Consider the following 18,451-nt stretch of genomic DNA (forward strand, 5'->3'; position numbering starts at 1 on the left):
CATGAAAATACCGTTTTCAATATAGATGCAAAACGGTGCATATTTAATTCCGAGTCAATTAAATGCCGCCGACCAGGGAAACTTCGTATTTTCGAGCCGACCTTCGCATAACAACATGTTCATCTAAATACATATAGCAAGAATGCAATCCGGTCGCAGCAGATTTCCTCCATTGAGATAAATAATTCCTGGAGATTCCAATGTCTGCTGGAATCGAAGGGATAAGCGGTGGTGCTCGGGTGAATGGGTCATAAGCCGATAACTCAAGCAGGCAAAGGGGCTATCAGCGCCCTATCGAAAGGCAATCGACGAAACAATCAGACCTCAAACGGTCCTCAACAAACAATGGACCGGGATAACACACGCACCAGGCCGTGCGATTTTCCACGTCTGAAACTAATCGATATCCATTTCACATAATTATCCGGCTTTAAAGCGTTGTTTATACCTTATAAAAACCAAGATGCATAACCACACCGACTCACGCATAGCACATTCAGGCGATCTGTCAGCCGGGAACGTTAGCGTAAATAGTGATGGGGACCTCCTGCGGAATATCCGCGTTTTTAAAACACGAAGGAGTTCATATGTTAAGTGTTAGTCATACCCGCTTCGCGCTTACTGCCGCAGCGGCCATCGCCATGGCCGTCACTTTGGCGGCATGCGGCGACGGCGACGGCATCGGCGGTTCGTCCGCCAGCGTCGCTCATACGCAAACGCCCAGCGCCAACCTCAAAGCCGCCGCCCGGCTCGCCACGTCGAATACGCCGGACTTCGGTCCGAATGTGATCGTGTTCGACCCGAGCATGTCGAGCGCGTCGATCCAGTCGCAGCTCGACAACGCGTTCAATTCGCAACTGCTCAGTCCCACCGCGCAATTCGGTTCGCAACGTTTTGCATTCCTGTTCAAGCCGGGCAGCTATAGCAACATCAATGCGAATGTCGGCTTCTATACGTCGATTGCCGGCCTCGGACAAAACCCCGACGACACCGGCATCAGCGGCAGCATCAATGTGGACAGCGGGTGGAATTACGGCGATCAGTCGAACGCCACGCAGAATTTCTGGCGTTCGGTGGAAAACCTCGCGATTTCACCCAACGGCGGCACCAATCGCTGGGCGGTCTCGCAGGCCGCGCCGATGCGCCGGGTCCATGTCCAGGGCAATCTGACGCTCGGTCCGTCGAATCAGGGCGACGGACAAGGCTACGCGAGCGGCGGCTTCCTCGCCGACAGCAAGATCGACGGCATCGTGTCCTCGGGCTCGCAGCAGCAGTGGTACACCCGCGACAGCACGATTGGCGGCTGGACCAACGGCGTGTGGAACATGGTGTTCTCCGGCGTGAACGGCGCGCCCGCGCAAGCGTTCCCGGCGCCGTCGTACACCACGCTCGCCACCACGCCGGTGTCGCGCGAAAAGCCGTATCTGTATATCGACAGTGCGGGTAACTACAACGTGTTCGTGCCCGCGCTGCGCAGCAACGCAAGCGGCATTTCGTGGGCGTCGGGTTCGACACCCGGCACGTCGATTCCGATGAGCCGGTTTTACGTCGCGCATCCGTCCGATACGGCCGAAACGCTGAACACCGCGTTGCAGCAAGGTCTGCATCTGTTCTTCACGCCGGGCACCTACCATCTCGACCAGCCTATCGCGATCAAGCGTGCCAATACGGTCGTGCTCGGCATCGGCTTTCCGACGCTGACGCCCGACAACGGCTCGAACGCGATGACGGTTGCGGACGTCCACGGCGTGAACATCTCCGGCCTGCTGTTCGACGCCGGCACCGTGAACAGCGACGCACTGCTGACGGTGGGCTCGCCGGGTTCGCCGGCCATTCACGCGACCGATCCGATCAGCGTGCAGGACGTGTTCTTCCGCATCGGCGGCGCGCAGCCCGGCAAGGCCACCAATAGCCTCGTGGTGAACGCGAACGACACGCTGATCGACGACATCTGGGCATGGCGCGCGGATCACGGCTCGGCGCCCACCGGCTGGACTGTCAACACCGCCGATACCGGTGTGATCGTCAACGGTGCGAACGTGCTGGCCACCGGCCTGTTCGTCGAGCACTACCAGAAGTACAACGTGTTGTGGAACGGTCAGAACGGCAAGACCATTTTCTTCCAGAACGAGTTGCCGTACGACGTGCCCGATCAGGCTTCGTGGATGAGTCCTGCCGGCAATGGCTACGCCGCGTATAAAGTGGCCGACAGCGTGACCAGCCATGAGACCTGGGGGATGGGCAGCTACTGCTTCTTCAACGTCAATCCCTCGGTCAATGCGCTGCATGGCTTCGAAGTTCCGCAGACACCGGGCGTGAAGCTGCACGACACGCTCACCGTGTCGCTCGGCGGCGTCGGGACCATCACGCACATCGTCAACAATACGGGCGCGCAAGCGGCCGGCGTGTCGACGATTCCGGTGACGCTCGTGAGCTATCCGTAAGTCAGGACCGCTTGCCGATCGCATCCGCGGATAGGGATGCGGTCGGCAGACTGGAGCGGCGCGGCGGTGCTCGCCGCCGCGCGCGTTTCTTCGCTAACTTCACCGCTAGCTGCCTGCGACAGCGGCGGCAACGCCCGCCGCTGTCGTCGGCGCTACAACCGACGCCACGCTCCCTGCGCGCCGCGCCGTCGCCATCAACTCCGCCGCGCGCTCGCCGATCATCACGGTCGGCGCATTCGTATTGCCGCCGATCAGCGTCGGCATCACCGAAGCATCGACGATTCGCAATCCCGTCACGCCCCGCACCCGCAGTTGCGGATCGACCACCGAGCGCGCATCGCCGCCCATCCGGCAGGTGGCCACCGGGTGATAGATCGTGTCCGCATGCGCGGCGATGGTTTGACGCAATTCGGCCTCCGTTTGGCCCGGATGCGTGTACAGCTCCTTGCCGCCGTGCAGCGCGAGCGAAGGCGCGGCGAGAATCCGCCGCGCCATCTGCGCGCCTTCCACCAGCAGATCCAGATCGCGCGAATCGCTGAAAAAACGCGGATCGATCACCGGCGCGAGGCGCGCATCCGCGCTCGCCAGCGTCACCGTGCCGCGGCTATGCGGACGCAGCACGCACACGTGCAGCGAATAACCGTGACCCCAATGCATACGACGGTTGTGATCGTCGACGAGCGCCGCACAGAAGTGCAATTGCAGATCGGGACGATCGAGCGTCGGACGGCTCTTCAGAAAGCCGCCCGCTTCGGCGACATTGCTCGACAGCATGCCGCGCCCATCACGCATGAAGGTGACGAACTGCGGCAGCATCCGCGCGATGCCGCGAATCGAAAAGCCGGTCGGTTCGATCGACGAAACGCGCTTGTTGATCGTGAAGTCGACGTGGTCGATCAGGTTCTGGCCGACCTCGGGCGCGTCGTGCAGCACCGGAATACCGAGCGACTGCAGATGCGCGGCGGGCCCAATGCCCGAGCACATCAGCAATTGCGGCGAATTGAACGCGCCGCCCGCGAGCACCACTTCCGCGCGCGCTTCGAGATGCTCGGTGCGCCCGCCGCGCACGATCTCGACACCGTTCGCGCGCTTGCCGTCGAAGGTGACGCGCAGCACGGTCGCATCGGCGACGGTGTGCAGATTCGCGCGTTGCCGGTCGTAAATGTAAGCGCGCGCCACGCTGCAACGGCGGCCGTCGCGTTGCGTCACCTGATAGAAGCCGATGCCTTCCTGCTCGGCGCCGTTGAAGTCGTCGTTCGGCGCGTAGCCGGCTTCGAGCGCGGCCTGCACGAAGCGCTTCGAAAACGGATTGCGGTAGCGCAGATCGGATACCGTCAGCGGGCCGGCGTCGCCGTGCCATGCATCGGCGCCGCGCTCGTTGCCCTCGGCGCGGCGGAAATACGGCAGCACCTCCGCCCACGACCATCCTTCGCAGCCGAGCTGCGCCCATTCGTCGTAATCCAGCGGATGGCCGCGCGTGTAGATCATCGCGTTGATCGCGCTCGAACCGCCGAAGCCGCGGCCGCGCGGCTGATAGCCCTGGCGTCCGCCGAGTCCCGGTTGCGGCGTGGTGAGATAACCGTAGTTGGTTTTGAGCTTGTTCGGCACGACGGCCGCGACGCCAACCGGCATGTTGACGAACAGATTGCGGTCCGTGTGCGGCCCGGCTTCGATCAGCGCGATTGTCGCGTCCGGGCAGTTGTCCGCGAGACGGCTCGCGAGCGAGCAGCCGCCCGAGCCCGCGCCGACGATGATGTAGTCGTATTGCATACGCTCCTCCTGGTGGGCCGCGTTGTCGCCGGACCCTGTCTCTCGTCTCTGTGTGTTGTCTTTGTCGACCTCACGCAAGCGATTGCGTGCACACTTGTCTACGTGTTTTCATCCGCATTGTAGGGAGCGTTCGGGATGCGCGGCATCCCGGAGACAGAGCGATTACTCTAAACGAAAGCGGCGTCGCGACCCTATGATGAAAGACGCGCCTACGCCCGCCAGGCTGCCGCGCGCAGCATTCAAACGCGGCGCGGCAAGCGCCGTCCTCCCAGCGTGCGGCACGACACGCGGCAATGAAACAGCACACCGTGGATCAACGCCGGAAGCGCATCCGGCGAACGGAGACAAGCAGATGGAATTGCACGAACTCGACGCCGGCCGCGACTTTGCCCCTGGCCGCACTCATGATGTGACGAATCAGGCCCCGCCGCTCGCGGACTACAACCTGTTTTCGAGCGACGCCGCATTGTCGGCCGCCCTCGAACGCGAAGGCGCGGGATGGCATCGCGACGCGCTGCTGCGCCACGGCGCCGCGCTCACCACGCCGGACACGCTCGCGCTCGCCGAACTGGCGAACCGTCACACGCCCGAACTCTTCACGCATAGCCCGCGCGGCGAACGCATCGACGCGCTCGAATTTCACCCTTCGTGGCATGAACTGCTCCGGCTGCTGCGCCGCGAAGGCCTGCATGCGCTGCCGTTCTCCGATCCGCAGCGCGGCGCGATGGTCGCGCGCTGCGCCGGTTATTTCCTGCACGCGCAACTCGAATCCGGCTCGCTGTGTCCGCTGACGATGACCTTCGCGAGCATTCCGGTACTGCAACGCGAGCCCGCGCTGTTCGACATGCTGCGCGACAAGCTCTATGCGCGCGAACACGATCCGCGCGATGTACCGCTCGCGCAGAAAACGTCGGCGATGATCGGCATGGGCATGACCGAGAAGCAAGGCGGCTCCGACGTGCGCAGCAACCAGACCCGCGCTTACGCGACGCGCGGCACGGGCCGCGGCGGCGAATACCGGCTGGTGGGCCACAAATGGTTTTTCTCCGCGCCGCAATGCGACGCGCACCTGGTGCTCGCCCGCACCGACGATCAAGCGGGCCTGTCATGCTTCTTCGTGCCGCGCTTCGCGCCGGACGGCAGCAAGAACGCGGTGCAGATCCAGCGTCTGAAAGACAAACTCGGCAACCGCTCGAACGCAAGCAGCGAAGTCGAATTCTTCGACGCGTTCGGCATCATGATCGGCGACGAAGGGCGGGGCGTGCCGACCATCATCGAGATGGCGAACTACACGCGACTCGATTGCGTGATCGGCAGCGCGGCGTTGATGCGCGCGGCGCTCGTGCAGGCGATCCACCATGCGCGGCATCGCAGCGCATTCGGCCGCCATCTCGCCGACCAGCCGCTGATGCGCAACGTGCTGGCCGATCTCGCGCTCGAATCGGAAGCGGCCACGGTGCTGTTCATGCGGCTCGCGCGCGCATTCGAGGCTTCCGCGGACACGGCCACGGCGTCGCCCGCCGAGCGCGCGTGGCGGCGCATCGTCACGCCCGCGGCGAAATATTGGGTCTGCAAACGCGCGCTGGAATTCACCGGCGAGGCAATGGAAGTCTGGGGCGGCAACGGCTACGTCGAAACCGCTCCGATGGCGCGCTTCTATCGCGAAGCGCCGGTGAATTCGATCTGGGAAGGCTCGGGCAACGTGATGTGCCTGGACGTGCTGCGCGCAGTGGAGCGCGAACCCGAAGCCGCGCAGGCGTTGTTCGCGTCGTGGCAGGCGGATGCGCAGGGGCAACCGGCATTGAGCGCCGCGCTCGGCAAACTCGCCGCGACGCTGAACGGCGCGGCCGACACGCGCGAAGCGTCGGCGCGGCGAATCGCGCAGCAGATCGTGCTGATCGCGCAAGCGGCGTTGCTCGTGAAGCACGCGCCCGCCGACATTGCCGACGCGTTCATCGCCACGCGTCTCGCCGACGGTTGCGGCGAAAGCGGTCGCGTGTACGGCACGCTGCCGGCGTCGATCGATCATGCGGCGATCGTCGCGCGGGCTTTTCCAGCGTGACGGCCGTCGGCACCCCGCGCCCATAACATCGACACCAACACAACACCAATAAGCGCGGCTCACGCGCATCGACATCCATCAGGGAGAGAACACCTATGAAGAACGATCTGCCCGAGGTCGCCGCGCTCGAAGCGCTGCTGCGCGATCAACGCCATGCTTATCTGCGCGCGCCGTATCCGTCGTGGGAGATGCGCGCCACGCATTTGCGGGCGTTGCGCAAAGTCCTGCTCGACAACCGCGACGCGCTGGCCGACGCGATGAACGCCGACTTCGGCAATCGCGCCAAACAGGAAGTGCTGCTCGCCGAATTCCTGCTGGTGAAGGAAGAGATCGATGCGGCGCTCCGGCACGGCAAACGCTGGATGAAAGCGCAGCGCCGCAGCACCAACAAATGGCTGATGCCGGCGCGCGCGAAAGTCGTGCCGCAGCCGCTCGGCGTGATCGGCATCATCGTGCCGTGGAATTATCCGGTGCTGCTCGCGGCCGGTCCGCTGATCAGCGCGTTGACCGCCGGCAATCGCGCGATCATCAAGATGTCGGAATTGACGCCGCGCACGTCGGCGCTATTCGAGCAATTGATCGGCCAGAGCTTCGCGCGCGATCACGTCGCGGTCGTGAACGGCGACGCGGCGCTCGCCGCCGCATTCAGCGCGCAGCCGTTCGATCATCTGCTGTTCACCGGTTCGACCAAGGTCGGCCATGAAGTGATGCGCGCGGCCGCTGAGCATCTGACGCCGGTCACGCTCGAATTGGGCGGCAAGTCGCCGGCGCTGATCGGCGCGCATGCGCGCTTCGACAACGCGGTGGACAACCTTGTTGCGGGCAAGACGCTCAACGGCGGCCAGACCTGCATCGCGCCGGATTACGTACTGGTGCCGCGCGGCAAGGAACAGGCGTTCATCGAACGGGCGCGCGCGCGGATGGCGAAAATGTATCCGGACTTCGCGAGCAATCTCGACTACACGTCGATCATTTCGGAGCGGCACTTCGCGCGCCTGCAACGTCTCGCGGACGAAGCCGCGGCCGCCGGCGCGCAACTTCACCTGCTCGCCGACGGCACGCCCGATCCGGCGAGCCGCCGCTTCCCGCTGGTCGCGGTCACGAACGCACCGGACGAAAGCGCGCTGATGCAGGAGGAAATCTTCGGACCGCTGCTGCCGATCGTCCCGTACGACACGCTCGACGACGCGATCGCGTACATCAACGCGCGCCCTCGCCCGCTTGCGCTGTATCTGTACGCCGACGATCCGGCCACGATCGACCGCGTCACGCACGACACGATCGCGGGCGGCATGGCGGTCAACGAAACGCTGATGCATCTGGCGTGCGAAAGCCTGCCGTTCGGCGGCGTCGGCGCGAGCGGAATGGGTGCGTATCACGGCTACGAAGGCTTCGTCACTTTCTCGAAGATGAAGCCGGTGTTGACGCAGGCGCGTCTGAACGCGCGCGGCTGGATTTCGCCGCCGTACGGCAAACGGGTGAACGCGTTGCTGAAGTTGATGATGCGGTTCTGACGCGCGCTCAGCGCGCCGTGCCATCGCCTTCGATTTCCGTGGCGACCACGTCGGTGACATCCGCCACGGCGGTGCTGCCGGTACTACCGGTATTCACCGGCTCCTCCGCCGCGCCGCTTTCCAGCCGATGCAGCCACGCGAGCAATTCCGCTACCGCCTGATAAAGCTGCGGCGGAATCCGTGTGTCGAGATCGACCTGCATCAGCAGCGACACCATTTCCGGCGCCTCGTGCACATACAGGCCCGCTTCCTTCGCGCGCTGCACGATCATCTCGGCCAGCATCCCGTAACCCTTCGCGATCACGCGCGGGGCCGGGTCGGCGCCTCTCGGATCATAGGCAAGCGCAGCCGCGCTGCGGCGGTGTTTACGGCTCATAGCGCGACGCCCATCACATGTCCCAGTCGAAATCGTCGGACGCCGCCGCGCGTGACGCACGGCCGGCCGCCGCACCCGCCTTCGCGCCCGAAGCCGAACGCGCGTAGGCCGATGCCGCCGCCTGCGCAGCCGCTGCGGCGCCCGGTCCGCTCGCCGCGGCAGCCGGCGCGCCGCCGCCGATCTCGCGGATCGTCAACCCGTTCAATTCGATGCCCGCCGCCGCGAGCCGCTGACGAAAACTCTCACCTTCCATCGCCAGCCGCGCCGCGCCGCCGGGACTCGCCTGCACGCGCGCCACCAGCCGCGTGCCGGTGAGCGTCAATTCGGCGTCGACGGTGCCGAGCGTCGGCAGTGACAGCGTCAGGCGTGTGTGCCAGGGCTGATCGTCCTCGCTCGCCGCGCCGCCGCCGCCGCGATCCCATTCGTCGCCGTCCTGCTCGACGGTCCAGTCGAGCTTGGCGCCCGGCCACGCTTCGCCGGTCCAGCGAAACTGGCCGGTCGCGAGCATGTCGAGTTGCTGGCGTACCAACGCCACGGTCGCGGGATGCACCGCGGCCGCCATCGATTGCGAAGATTGGGTGGTGCCGTCGCCGGCCTGTTGCGCCGACCCGCTATGCAGATTCGAAGGCGCGCTCTTGCCATTCAGGTCGGACAGCGAATTCGCCAGCACCTCGCCCGCGACGAAGCGTGCTGCCTGCGCGGTCTGGATCGACGGCATCGCGCGCGCGGCACTGCCGTCCTGCGCGCCGTTGGGCGCCGCGCCCATCCCCTGGCGAGGCGTACCGTTCGCGCCCGGATTCGGCTGCGAGGCCGGATCGCCGTCGCTGACCCAGTCGAGTGGAAGTTGGGCGGCTGCGGCCACCAGCTTGTTTTGCGGCTCGCCGGCGAGGTCGGCCGGCGAACGCTGACCGGCGAGCCACTGCGCGAGATGCGCTTCATAGAAGAGACCGCTGTCGCCGAGTGTCTGTGCAAGCGCGGCGGCAAGCGCCGCGACCGGCACCTGCGCGGCGGCCACGTTGGCGGCCGCCGCAGTGGCGGCGGCGCTGCCGGCATTCGGATTGGCGGTGGAAGAGGCGGCGGCCGAGCCCGCCTCGAACAACGGCAGCGCGTCGATTTCGATATCGAGCGCCGGCGCGGCCGGCCAGATCGGCGTCTGACCGAGCACGGCGGGTGTCGCTTCGCCGCCCGAGCGCACGATCGCGTCGAGCGTCAGCGCCACGGCGGACAGCGCGGTTTGCGCGGACGCCTGCGGCGTCGGCGTAACGATCGGCGCAACGGTGGCGGGCGCGGTGTCGACGCCCGCTGCGCCGGTCTGCGAAGCCGTCGCGCTACCCGGCGCAATATTGAGCAGACTGTCGACCCGGTTCGCAAGCAGCGAAGTGACGGCCGCGTCGATTCCGTTCATCCCGATTCCTTGGTCACATTTGCGTCGGCGCGTTCACGCGGCTCTGGCGCGATCAAACAGGTTCGCGGGGACGCTACCCTCAACGCACCCCGTACAGTTCCTTGAGCATCCGGGTCGGACGTCCGGTGAACAGCGCGGACAGATTGGCCATGCGCGGATTCGCGAGATCGCGGATCGCGGCGTCGTCCGCGAGAATCTGCCGGATCAGCGCGTATTTGCGCAGGCGCTCCGAATCGTCGAGTTTGACGTCGATCTCGGCGTCGCTCAATGTCTCCACCAGATGCCGGTACTCCTCCTGCAAATGAACCAGATCGTTCCACAAAGCTCGCCGCGCAGCCGTCAGCATGCGGCGGGAAATCGCTGCGATCGCCTCGTAGCGGGCGAAATATTCTGCGTTCGATGTCATCTCATGCTTTCCGCGGCCGGCTGGGCTGCCATCCGCGCGATCTCCGGGGCGATCCCGATCCATGCTTCTTCGAGTGTCGCCAACAGGCCGTCGACCTCGACCAGCATCGCCTCGCTTTGTTTTATGTTGGCTTCGAGCAGACGACGCGACATATAGCCATATAACGCGTTCAACCGCTCCGCAATTTCGCCCCCCGCCTCGAGGTTGAGCGACTGTTGCAGCCCGCTTTCGACGATTTGAATCGCCTTGCCGATCGCCTCTCCACGACCCGGCACATTGCCCTGCTGGATATGCATGCGCGCTTGCGAAATCGCCTGACGGGCGCCCTGATACAACATCACGATCAGACGATGCGGACTCGCGCCCATCACCCCTGTCTCGACGCCGACGCGTGCGTACGCATTGGCTCCAGAGTGTCCTGGGGAAAACATCGGCGCTCCTCCTTGATTGCATTGCGGTTGGTCGTGGCCCCCCATCCGGGCACGCTGCCGCACCCCGATTTCTGCCTGTATCTGGTTATCGGATACGCAGCGGGAAAGCTTTAGGCCGGGTAAGGAGGATTAAGGAACGCGGCGCCGCGGCAACGCTTCGGCCGCATGGCAGGGCTTCGGACACACGGGACTCGGGACGGGCGAACCTGCGTTGCCGCCCGAGCCACGCTCATACCGTCATCTGCATGATGTCGTTGTAGGCCGACACCAGCTTGTTGCGCACCTGCAGGCCGAACTGGAAGCCGATGTTGGCCTTCTGCGAGTCGACCACCACGTCGTTCAGCGACACGTTCGACGCGCCGAGTTCGAACGCCTGGGCTTCGCCGGCTACCTTGGTCTGGTCGCCGCTGATCTTGTCGAGCGAAGCCTTCAGCGCCGAGGCGAAACCGCTCGCCGTCGCGGCGCCGGACTGGTCTGCGACGGTATTGCTGCTGCCGGCCGCTTGCGCCGCCATCGACTGCATCTGTTGCAGCGCCGACGAAAGCGCGTTCACGGGCATAGTCATGTTCTCTCCAGGGGAATGACGACCGGCATGCCATACCGTACCGATCTGGGATGAAAGCATAGCAGCGGCCCTTTAGGGAAAGCCCCGAAACTAGGGGGGAAACCCCGCTCTATTCAAGCAATCGGCTCGCTCGCCGGTGCGGATAATTTCAAGGGTGAAAGTGTCTGTCCGCACGCCCGCCGACCCTCGGTGCGGCGGCTGGCGGCAGAACGCAAAAGCATTCCGGAGAAACCCGACGCATGGATTCGTCAGCCAACTCTTTGATCAACCCCGACGCCCGCATGGGCCTCGCCGGCGCGCAGCCCGGCGCCGGTGCGGCCGGTGCCGGCCAGGCCGGCGGCGCAGCCGACCTCGGCGGGCTCGGGGGCAACCTGGGCGGCAACTTCGGGGCGCGCCTGTCGGGCCTCACGCAAATGCGCGGTAACCCGCGCGCGCCGCTGATCTTTGCAGTCGCGTTGCTGGTCGCGATCGTGGCGGGCCTGTTTCTGTGGTCGCGCGCGCCGGACTACAAGGTGCTCTACAGCAATCTGTCGGACCGCGACGGCGGCGCGATCATCACCGCGCTGCAGGCGGCCAACATTCCGTACAAGTTTTCCGACGCCGGCGGCGCGATCCTCGTGCCGGCCGACCAGGTGCATGAAATGCGCTTGCGCCTCGCGTCGCAAGGCTTGCCCAAGAGCGGCTCGGTCGGCTTCGAACTGATGGACAACCAGAAGTTCGGCATCAGCCAGTTCGCCGAGCAGATCAACTATCAGCGCTCGCTGGAAGGCGAGCTCGAACGCACCATCGAATCGATTTCGTCGGTGAAGTCGGCGCGCGTGCATCTGGCGATTCCGAAGCCGTCCGTGTTCGTGCGCGACAAGGAAGCGCCGTCGGCCTCCGTGCTGGTCAACCTGTATCCGGGCCGCGCGCTCGATGAAGGCCAGGTGCTGGCGATCACCCATATGGTGGCGTCGGCGGTGCCGGACATGCCGGTCAAAGGCGTGACGATCCTCGACCAGGACGGCAACCTGCTGACCCAGCCGTCCACCGGCAGCGGCCTCGACGCGTCGCAACTCAAGTATCGCCAGCAGATCGAGCGCAGCACCCAGCAGCGGATCGACGCGATCCTCGCTCCGCTGTTCGGCTCCGGCAATGCGCACTCGCAGGTCAGCGCCGACATCGACTTCTCGCGCAGCGAGCAGACCTCGGAAAACTACGGCCCGAACGGCAATCCGCAGCAGGCCGCGATCCGCAGCCAGCAGACCAGCACCGCGACCGAAATGTCGCAAGCCGGCGCGTCGGGCGTGCCGGGCGCGCTGTCGAACCAGCCGCCGCAGCCGGCCTCGGCGCCGATCAATGCGCCCAACGGCGCGAGCGGCGTGACGACCACGCCGGTCAGCGACCGCAAGGACGCGACCACCAACTACGAACTCGACAAAACCGTGCGCCATCTGGAACAGCCGATGGGCGGCATCAAGCGGTTGTCGGTGGCGGTGGTGGTCAACTATTTGCGGGTCATCGACGGGAAGGGTCACGCGACCATGCAGCCGGTCACCGCCGACAAGCTCGCGCAGGTCAACCAGCTGGTGAAGGACGCGATGGGCTTCGACCAGGCGCGCGGCGACTCGGTCAACGTGGTCAACAGCCCGTTCACCGCCGACGTCGACCCGGACGCCGACCTGCCGTGGTGGCGCACGCCGGACATGATCGCGCTCTACAAGCAGATCGCGACTTACCTCGGCATCGGCGCGGTCGCCCTGTTCCTCTACTTCGTGATGGTGAAGCCGGCGCTGCGCCGCGCGTTCCCGCCGCCGGAGCCGGTCGCGGTCGCCGCGCTGGCTTCCCCGGACGACGAACCGGTGCTGCTCGACGGCATTCCGGCCGCCGAACGCGAAGGCGCGGTGGTCCAGATCGAAACCGACAGCGAAATGCTCGCGCTCGAAAACGCGAAACACAAATACGAGCGGAACCTGGAATTCGCGCGCAACATCGCGCGTCAGGATCCGAAGATCGTTGCAACCGTCGTGAAAAACTGGGTGTCCGATGAGCGCTGAAGGCGTAATGAAGAGCGCGCTCCTGCTGATGTCGATCGGCGAGGAAGAAGCCGCGCAGGTGTTCAAGTTCCTCGGACCGCGCGAGGTCCAGAAGATCGGCGTCGCGATGGCCGCGCTGAAAAGCGTGACGCGCGAGCAGGTCGACGAGGTCTTGCAGGAGTTCGTGCGCGAGGCGGAAACCCACACCGGCATGTCGCTCGATTCGAACGAGTACATTCGCTCGGTGCTGACCAAGGCGCTCGGCGACGACAAGGCCGGCGCGATCATCGACCGGATTCTGCAAGGCAGCGATACCAGCGGTATCGAAGGCCTGAAGTGGATGGACTCGGCGGCGGTCGCCGAACTGATCAAGAACGAGCACCCGCAGATCATCGCGACCATTCTCGTGCACCTGGACCGCGATCAGGCGTCGGAAATCGTCGCGTGCTTCACGGAGCGACTGCGCAACGACGTGCTGCTGCGGATCGCGACGCTCGACGGCATCCAGCCGGCCGCGCTGCGCGAACTCGACGACGTGCTGACGGGCCTGCTGTCCGGCAGCGACAACCTGAAGCGCAGCCCGATGGGCGGCATCCGCACGGCCGCTGAAATTCTCAACTTCATGTCGAGCAATCATGAAGAAGGCGTGATCGAGAACGTTCGCCAGTACGACGCGGAACTCGCGCAGAAGATCATCGATCAGATGTTCGTGTTCGAGAACCTGCTCGATCTGGAAGACCGCGCGATCCAGTTGCTGCTGAAGGAAGTCGAGTCCGAAGCGTTGATCATCTCGCTGAAGGGCGCGCCGCCCGCGCTGCGCCAGAAGTTCCTGTCGAACATGTCGCAGCGTGCCGCCGAACTGCTCGCCGAAGACCTCGATGCGCGCGGTCCGGTGCGCGTCTCCGAAGTCGAGACGCAACAGCGCCGCATCCTGCAGATCGTGCGCAACCTGGCGGAAAGCGGCCAGATCGTTCTAGGCGGCAAGGCGGAAGATGCTTATGTCTGATCAGGACTCCCCGGCGAAGCCGAGACTTTCGGCCTATCAGCGCTGGGAGATGGCGTCGTTCGATCCGGCGCCCCCGGCTCCGCCCGAACCCGAAGTCGACGACGGCGCGTTCGAAGCGGAACTCGAACGCCTGCGCGACGCGGCGCACGCTCAGGGCGTCGCGACCGGCCACGTGGCCGGTCAGGCGCTCGGTTATCAGGCCGGTTACGACCAGGGTCACGCGCAGGGTTTCGAGCAGGGCCAGAGTGAAGCGCGCGAAGAAGCGGCGCGTCTTGCCGCGCTCGCCGAAACTTTCAAGGCCGCGTTGCAGGGCGCGCAAGCCGTCATTTCGGAAACGCTCGTCGCGCTCGCGCTGGACATCGCGCAACAGGTCGTGCGCCAGCACGTGCAGCACGACCCGACTGCGCTGATCGCCGCCGCGCGCGAGGTGCTGGCCGCCGAGCCCACGCTGGTCGGCGCGCCCGCGCTGATCGTGAGCCCGGCCGATCTGCCGGTGGTCGAAGCGTATCTGATGGAAGAACTGCAAACGCGCGGCTGGACCGTGCGCACCGATCCGTCGGTCGAGCGCGGCGGTTGTCGCGCGCAGGCCGGCTCCGGCGAAGTGGACTCCGGTATCGACACGCGCTGGGAACGCGTCGCCGCCGCACTCGGCAAGGTGAGCACATGGTGAAGCCGACGCTCGAAGAAATCCGCGCCAGCGATCTGACGCCGCTCGAACGCGAGCTGGCGCTGGCGTCGTTCGGTGCGGAGGCGCTGGCGGAAGAGCCGCCGCTTGCGCCGCCGGCGTTGCCCACGGCGACGTCCGCCGCGGCGGCAGTCGCGGCCATCGACGCCGCGCTGCGCGACGCCGACTCCAACGCCGACTCCAACGCCGGGCAGCCGGCTGCCGGGGAAGCGGCGAAAGGCGCTGCTGCGCCATCAACCCCTGAGTCCGACGCCGCGGATACCGTTCCTTCGAGTCCCGAATCACATTCCTCCGCCCCCTACGATCCCGCTCTCGACAGCAACCCGCACATGCAAGCGTGGCGCGACCGTCTCGACGCGCTGCGCGCGCGCAACGCGATCGCCAAGCCGATGCGCGCATGCGGCCGCCTCACGCGCGCCGCGGGACTGGTGCTCGAGGCGGTCGGTTTGCGCCTGTCGGTGGGCGCCGAAGTCATGATCGAACTGCCGGCCGGCAGTTCGTTGCCGATGGCCGAAGCCGAAGTCGTCGGTTTCTCCGGCGACAAGCTGTTCCTGATGCCGACCACCGAAGTGATCGGCCTGTTGCCCGGCGCCCGTGTGTTTCCGCTCGAAAGCGCGCCGATCGCCGACCCGATGGCGGGCGCGAAGCGTCTGCCGGTCGGTTGGGAATTGCTCGGCCGCGTGCTCGACGCATCGGGCCGCCCGCTCGACGGGCTCGGCCCGCTCGGCGCACACGCCGATGCGCCGCTGTCCGCGCCGGTCATCAACCCGCTGCACCGCGAGCCGATTCACAAGGTGCTCGACGTCGGCGTGCGCGCGATCAACGCGCTGCTGACCGTCGGCCGTGGGCAGCGGATGGGTCTGTTCGCCGGCTCGGGCGTCGGTAAATCGGTGCTGCTCGGCACGATGGCGCGCTACACCAGCGCCGAAGTGATCGTGATCGGCCTGATCGGCGAACGCGGCCGCGAAGTAAAGGAGTTCATCGAGCAGATTCTCGGCGAGGAAGGCCTTGCGCGCTCGGTGGTGATCGCCGCGCCGGCCGACGTGTCGCCGTTGCTGCGGATGCAGGCCGCGTCGTACTCGACCTCGCTGGCCGAATATTTCCGCGACCAGGGCAAGCACGTGCTGCTGCTGATGGATTCGCTGACCCGCTATGCGATGGCGCAGCGCGAGATCGCGCTGGCCGTGGGCGAGCCGCCCGCCACCAAGGGCTATCCGCCTTCGGTGTTCGCCAAGCTGCCGGCGCTCGTCGAGCGGACCGGCAACGGTCCGGCGGGCGGCGGTTCAATCACCGCGTTCTACACCGTGCTGACCGAAGGCGACGACCAGCAGGACCCGATCGCCGACTCCGCGCGGGCGATTCTCGACGGTCACATCGTGCTGTCGCGCTCGCTCGCCGAGGCCGGCCACTATCCGGCGATCGACATCGAAGCGTCGATAAGCCGGGCAATGACCGCGCTGATCGACGATAACCATCTGGATAAGACGCGTATGTTCAAGCAGATGCTGTCGCGCTACCAGCGCAACCGCGATCTGATCAACGTCGGCGCCTATTCGAGCGGGCGCGACGCGTTGCTCGACCGTGCGATTGCGCTGTATCCGCGAATGGAAGCATTTTTGCAGCAAGGTTTTCGCGAATGCGCGAACTTTGAACCGAGTCTTCAGATGCTGGACGCGCTGTTTGCCCAAGGAGGCTGACGATGGCGAAACATTTCCCGATCAAGACACTCATCGGTCTCGCCAAAGACGATGTGGACGCCGCCGCGCAACGCCTTGGCCGCGCACAGCGCGAGCGCGGCGAAGTGCAGTCGCAGCTCGACGCGCTGGTGCAGTATCGCGACGAATATCACGCGCGTTTCACCGCGACTGCTCAGAATGGGATGCCGGCCGGCAACATGCGCAATTTTCAGGCGTTCATCGACACGCTGGACGCCGCGATCGAACAGCAGCGCAATCTGCTGCTGACGGCCGATGCGCGCGTCGAGGCGGCGAAGCCCGACTGGCAGCGTCAGAAGCAGAAGCTCGGATCATATGAAGTGCTGCAGGCGCGCGGCGACGCCGCCGAGGCGAAAACGGTCGCGCGGCGCGAGCAACGCGACGCCGACGAACACGCAGCCCGGATTCTGAGGATGCGCGCCGAGGGCGTTTAACGCCTTGCGGACCGCCTCGACCGGCAGAATTTCCCGTTTGACGGATTGACAGGATCACCTATGTCGCTTCTTTCACAGATCGGCTCGTTGCTCGGCACGGCCAGCAGTTCGTCCACCAATGCGGCGATGGCCGCCGCGGCGAACGCCCAGCCGTTCTCGCAAACGCTCCAGCAAAGCATCGTTCAGCAGAACAGCGCGGCCGCGCAAAAGGCGAGCACGCCGCCGCCGGCACCGCCTGCGCAATCGGCGAGTTCATCGAGTTCGTCGCAGGCGAATTCGTCGAGCGTGCACGACGCACCGCCGCCGGCCGATCCGTCGACGCAGAACACGAGCGCCTCGAACAGCAACAAGGACAACAGCAACACGACGAGCGCGTCGTCGTCGAATTCGTCCGCGAATGCGAGCCAGCAGGCCGGCAACGACAAGCCGGCCGCGCCGCCGGCGAAAACGTCCAGCACGACGACGCAAACCGACGCCAACACGGCAGCCGCCGCAGCGGCCGCCCAGGCGCAGGCGCAGGCGCAAGCACAGTCAGACGCGAGCGATGCGGCGACGCCGGTCGCGACCGATCCCGCGGCGGCGCTCGCCGACGCTGCGGCCGGCCTGCCCGGCACGGGCACGGACGGAACGACGGGCACGAGCCCCGGCAAGAAAACCAGCGCGACGGATACGAGTGCGACGCAGGACGCGTTGCAGGCGGCGTTGGCTGCACTGGCAAACGGACAGGGCGTAGCGCCGCAACAGTCGTTGGCGAGCGGCGCGGCGGCGAACCTGGCGAATGGCGGCATGACGGCCAACAATGGCCTGAACGGCACGGCGGACGGCAAGAGCCTGGGCGGATTGTTCGGTGACGGCAAGGGATCGGGCGCGACGAAGAGCGCGTTGAACGCGGCTGCGACGACGGCGGCCGACCCATCGGCGGCGGCCAGATCCGCGGCGGATGCATTGGCGACGACGGCCGCGGCGGGCGGCGCACAGGGTGACGATCTGGCGGCGTTCAAGAGTGCTGCGGACGCGGCGACGGCGGCGCTGGCCGCGACGCAGGCTGGCGCTAGCGCTGCGAGCGCGACTGCTGCGGTGCAGACGACGGGTAATGCTGGCGCGGCGGAGGCGGCGAATTCGTTGGCGCCGCACGTGGGGACGGCGGATTGGGAAGATGCATTGAGTCAGAAGGTGGTGTTTTTGTCGAATGGGAATTCGCAGAGTGCCGAGTTGACTTTGAACCCGAAAGATCTTGGGCCGTTGCAGGTGGTGCTGCAGGTTGCGGATAACCATGCGCATGCGTTGTTTGTTTCGCAGCATCAGCAGGTTAGAGAGGCCGTCGAGGCGGCGTTGCCGAAGTTGCGGGAGGCGATGGAGTCCAATGGGATTGGGCTTGGCAGCGCTAGTGTCAGTGATGGGTTTTCGCCCCGGCAGGGGGGTGGGCAGCAGAGTGCTGGGTCTGGGTCACGATCTGGTTCTGGGTCTTCTGCTGGTGGGGCTGAGGCTTCCGCCGGGGATGCTGCTGATGTTCAGGTTGCCGGGCGGCGGAGTGTTGGGTTAGTTGATACTTTTGCCTGATTCTTCAGGGTTTTGGGGTTTTTGGTTTGCCTACGGCGGTTGGGGGTTTTTCATTTTTTTTGT

General features: G+C 65.6%; 15 protein-coding genes. 9 read left to right on the plus strand and 6 right to left on the minus strand.

What is annotated here, in order from left to right; translation table 11 throughout:
- Positions 1–587 precede the first annotated feature (587 nt).
- A complete protein-coding gene (locus tag PQQ51_RS30800; protein WP_408500977.1) occupies positions 588–2,444 on the plus strand; it encodes a pectate lyase-like domain-containing protein in 1,857 nt (618 codons plus the stop codon).
- Positions 2,445–2,549: 105 nt separating this feature from the next.
- On the opposite strand, the gene PQQ51_RS30805 is transcribed toward PQQ51_RS30800, so the two are convergent.
- Complete coding sequence (locus PQQ51_RS30805; protein WP_408500978.1) at positions 2,550–4,214, minus strand: GMC family oxidoreductase; 1,665 nt, start codon at positions 4,212–4,214, stop codon at positions 2,550–2,552.
- A gap of 352 nt (positions 4,215–4,566) precedes the next feature.
- Between PQQ51_RS30805 and PQQ51_RS30810 the strand changes: the two genes are divergently transcribed.
- Both PQQ51_RS30810 and PQQ51_RS30815 read left to right on the plus strand, forming a co-directional pair.
- Complete coding sequence (locus PQQ51_RS30810) at positions 4,567–6,276, plus strand: isovaleryl-CoA dehydrogenase (protein ID WP_408500979.1); 1,710 nt, start codon at positions 4,567–4,569, stop codon at positions 6,274–6,276.
- Positions 6,277–6,371: 95 nt separating this feature from the next.
- On the plus strand, positions 6,372–7,790 hold the full coding sequence (locus tag PQQ51_RS30815; protein ID WP_408500980.1) for a coniferyl aldehyde dehydrogenase: 1,419 nt from the start codon (positions 6,372–6,374) through the stop codon (positions 7,788–7,790).
- Positions 7,791–7,797: 7 nt separating this feature from the next.
- Here the strand turns inward: PQQ51_RS30815 and PQQ51_RS30820 are convergent, their stop codons facing one another.
- The 5 genes from PQQ51_RS30820 to fliE all read right to left on the minus strand — a co-directional run bounded on the left by PQQ51_RS30820 (position 7,798) and on the right by fliE (position 10,973).
- Positions 7,798–8,166, minus strand: a complete 369-nt coding sequence (locus tag PQQ51_RS30820; protein ID WP_408500981.1) for an EscU/YscU/HrcU family type III secretion system export apparatus switch protein — start codon at positions 8,164–8,166, stop codon at positions 7,798–7,800.
- Positions 8,167–8,179: 13 nt separating this feature from the next.
- A complete protein-coding gene (locus PQQ51_RS30825; protein ID WP_408500982.1) occupies positions 8,180–9,571 on the minus strand; it encodes a flagellar hook-length control protein FliK in 1,392 nt (463 codons plus the stop codon).
- A gap of 79 nt (positions 9,572–9,650) precedes the next feature.
- Positions 9,651–9,977, minus strand: coding sequence for a flagellar protein FliT (gene fliT / locus PQQ51_RS30830; RefSeq protein WP_408500983.1), 327 nt, complete (start codon positions 9,975–9,977; stop codon positions 9,651–9,653).
- Positions 9,974–10,408, minus strand: coding sequence for a flagellar export chaperone FliS (gene fliS / locus PQQ51_RS30835; RefSeq protein WP_408500984.1), 435 nt, complete (start codon positions 10,406–10,408; stop codon positions 9,974–9,976). Before fliS ends, fliT begins: the two co-directional genes overlap by 4 nt.
- A gap of 229 nt (positions 10,409–10,637) precedes the next feature.
- Positions 10,638–10,973, minus strand: coding sequence for a flagellar hook-basal body complex protein FliE (fliE, locus tag PQQ51_RS30840; protein WP_408500985.1), 336 nt, complete (start codon positions 10,971–10,973; stop codon positions 10,638–10,640).
- Between the two features lie 239 nt (positions 10,974–11,212).
- Here fliE and fliF point away from each other — a divergent pair, with 239 nt between their 5' ends.
- The 6 genes from fliF to PQQ51_RS30870 are packed head-to-tail and all read left to right on the plus strand — an operon-like array spanning position 11,213 to position 18,388.
- Complete coding sequence (gene fliF, locus PQQ51_RS30845) at positions 11,213–13,009, plus strand: flagellar basal-body MS-ring/collar protein FliF (RefSeq protein WP_408500986.1); 1,797 nt, start codon at positions 11,213–11,215, stop codon at positions 13,007–13,009.
- The gene (gene fliG, locus PQQ51_RS30850) at positions 12,999–13,994 is read left to right on the plus strand and encodes a flagellar motor switch protein FliG (RefSeq protein WP_408500987.1); all 996 of its coding nucleotides are present in this window, start codon (positions 12,999–13,001) and stop codon (positions 13,992–13,994) included. The genes fliF and fliG overlap by 11 nt, the downstream gene beginning before the upstream one ends.
- Positions 13,981–14,664, plus strand: a complete 684-nt coding sequence (gene fliH / locus PQQ51_RS30855) for a flagellar assembly protein FliH (protein ID WP_408500988.1) — start codon at positions 13,981–13,983, stop codon at positions 14,662–14,664. The genes fliG and fliH overlap by 14 nt, the downstream gene beginning before the upstream one ends.
- Positions 14,658–16,376: a flagellar protein export ATPase FliI gene (gene fliI / locus PQQ51_RS30860; protein WP_408500989.1), complete on the plus strand. Its 1,719-nt coding sequence runs from the start codon at positions 14,658–14,660 to the stop codon at positions 16,374–16,376. The genes fliH and fliI overlap by 7 nt, the downstream gene beginning before the upstream one ends.
- Before the next feature lie 2 nt (positions 16,377–16,378).
- Positions 16,379–16,828 carry a flagellar export protein FliJ gene (gene fliJ, locus PQQ51_RS30865; RefSeq protein ID WP_408500990.1) on the plus strand — a complete coding sequence of 150 codons (450 nt, stop codon included), beginning with the start codon at positions 16,379–16,381 and terminating at the stop codon, positions 16,826–16,828.
- 60 nt (positions 16,829–16,888) lie between these two features.
- A complete protein-coding gene (locus PQQ51_RS30870; protein ID WP_408500991.1) occupies positions 16,889–18,388 on the plus strand; it encodes a flagellar hook-length control protein FliK in 1,500 nt (499 codons plus the stop codon).
- Positions 18,389–18,451 lie beyond the last annotated feature (63 nt).

Source organism: Paraburkholderia xenovorans, assembly GCF_046030735.1.
In the GTDB taxonomy this organism is placed as follows: domain Bacteria; phylum Pseudomonadota; class Gammaproteobacteria; order Burkholderiales; family Burkholderiaceae; genus Paraburkholderia; species Paraburkholderia xenovorans_A.

What these genes read in the sequence shown, in the direction of transcription:
- PQQ51_RS30800 (WP_408500977.1), top strand. Translation starts at nt 588, where the DNA reads ATGTTAAGTGTTAGTCATACCCGCTTCGCGCTTACTGCCGCAGCGGCC.
- PQQ51_RS30805 (WP_408500978.1), bottom strand. Translation starts at nt 4,214, where the DNA reads ATGCAATACGACTACATCATCGTCGGCGCGGGCTCGGGCGGCTGCTCG.
- PQQ51_RS30810 (WP_408500979.1), top strand. Translation starts at nt 4,567, where the DNA reads ATGGAATTGCACGAACTCGACGCCGGCCGCGACTTTGCCCCTGGCCGC.
- PQQ51_RS30815 (WP_408500980.1), top strand. Translation starts at nt 6,372, where the DNA reads ATGAAGAACGATCTGCCCGAGGTCGCCGCGCTCGAAGCGCTGCTGCGC.
- PQQ51_RS30820 (WP_408500981.1), bottom strand. Translation starts at nt 8,166, where the DNA reads ATGAGCCGTAAACACCGCCGCAGCGCGGCTGCGCTTGCCTATGATCCG.
- PQQ51_RS30825 (WP_408500982.1), bottom strand. Translation starts at nt 9,571, where the DNA reads ATGAACGGAATCGACGCGGCCGTCACTTCGCTGCTTGCGAACCGGGTC.
- fliT (WP_408500983.1), bottom strand. Translation starts at nt 9,977, where the DNA reads ATGACATCGAACGCAGAATATTTCGCCCGCTACGAGGCGATCGCAGCG.
- fliS (WP_408500984.1), bottom strand. Translation starts at nt 10,408, where the DNA reads ATGTTTTCCCCAGGACACTCTGGAGCCAATGCGTACGCACGCGTCGGC.
- fliE (WP_408500985.1), bottom strand. Translation starts at nt 10,973, where the DNA reads ATGACTATGCCCGTGAACGCGCTTTCGTCGGCGCTGCAACAGATGCAG.
- fliF (WP_408500986.1), top strand. Translation starts at nt 11,213, where the DNA reads ATGGATTCGTCAGCCAACTCTTTGATCAACCCCGACGCCCGCATGGGC.
- fliG (WP_408500987.1), top strand. Translation starts at nt 12,999, where the DNA reads ATGAGCGCTGAAGGCGTAATGAAGAGCGCGCTCCTGCTGATGTCGATC.
- fliH (WP_408500988.1), top strand. Translation starts at nt 13,981, where the DNA reads ATGCTTATGTCTGATCAGGACTCCCCGGCGAAGCCGAGACTTTCGGCC.
- fliI (WP_408500989.1), top strand. Translation starts at nt 14,658, where the DNA reads ATGGTGAAGCCGACGCTCGAAGAAATCCGCGCCAGCGATCTGACGCCG.
- fliJ (WP_408500990.1), top strand. Translation starts at nt 16,379, where the DNA reads ATGGCGAAACATTTCCCGATCAAGACACTCATCGGTCTCGCCAAAGAC.
- PQQ51_RS30870 (WP_408500991.1), top strand. Translation starts at nt 16,889, where the DNA reads ATGTCGCTTCTTTCACAGATCGGCTCGTTGCTCGGCACGGCCAGCAGT.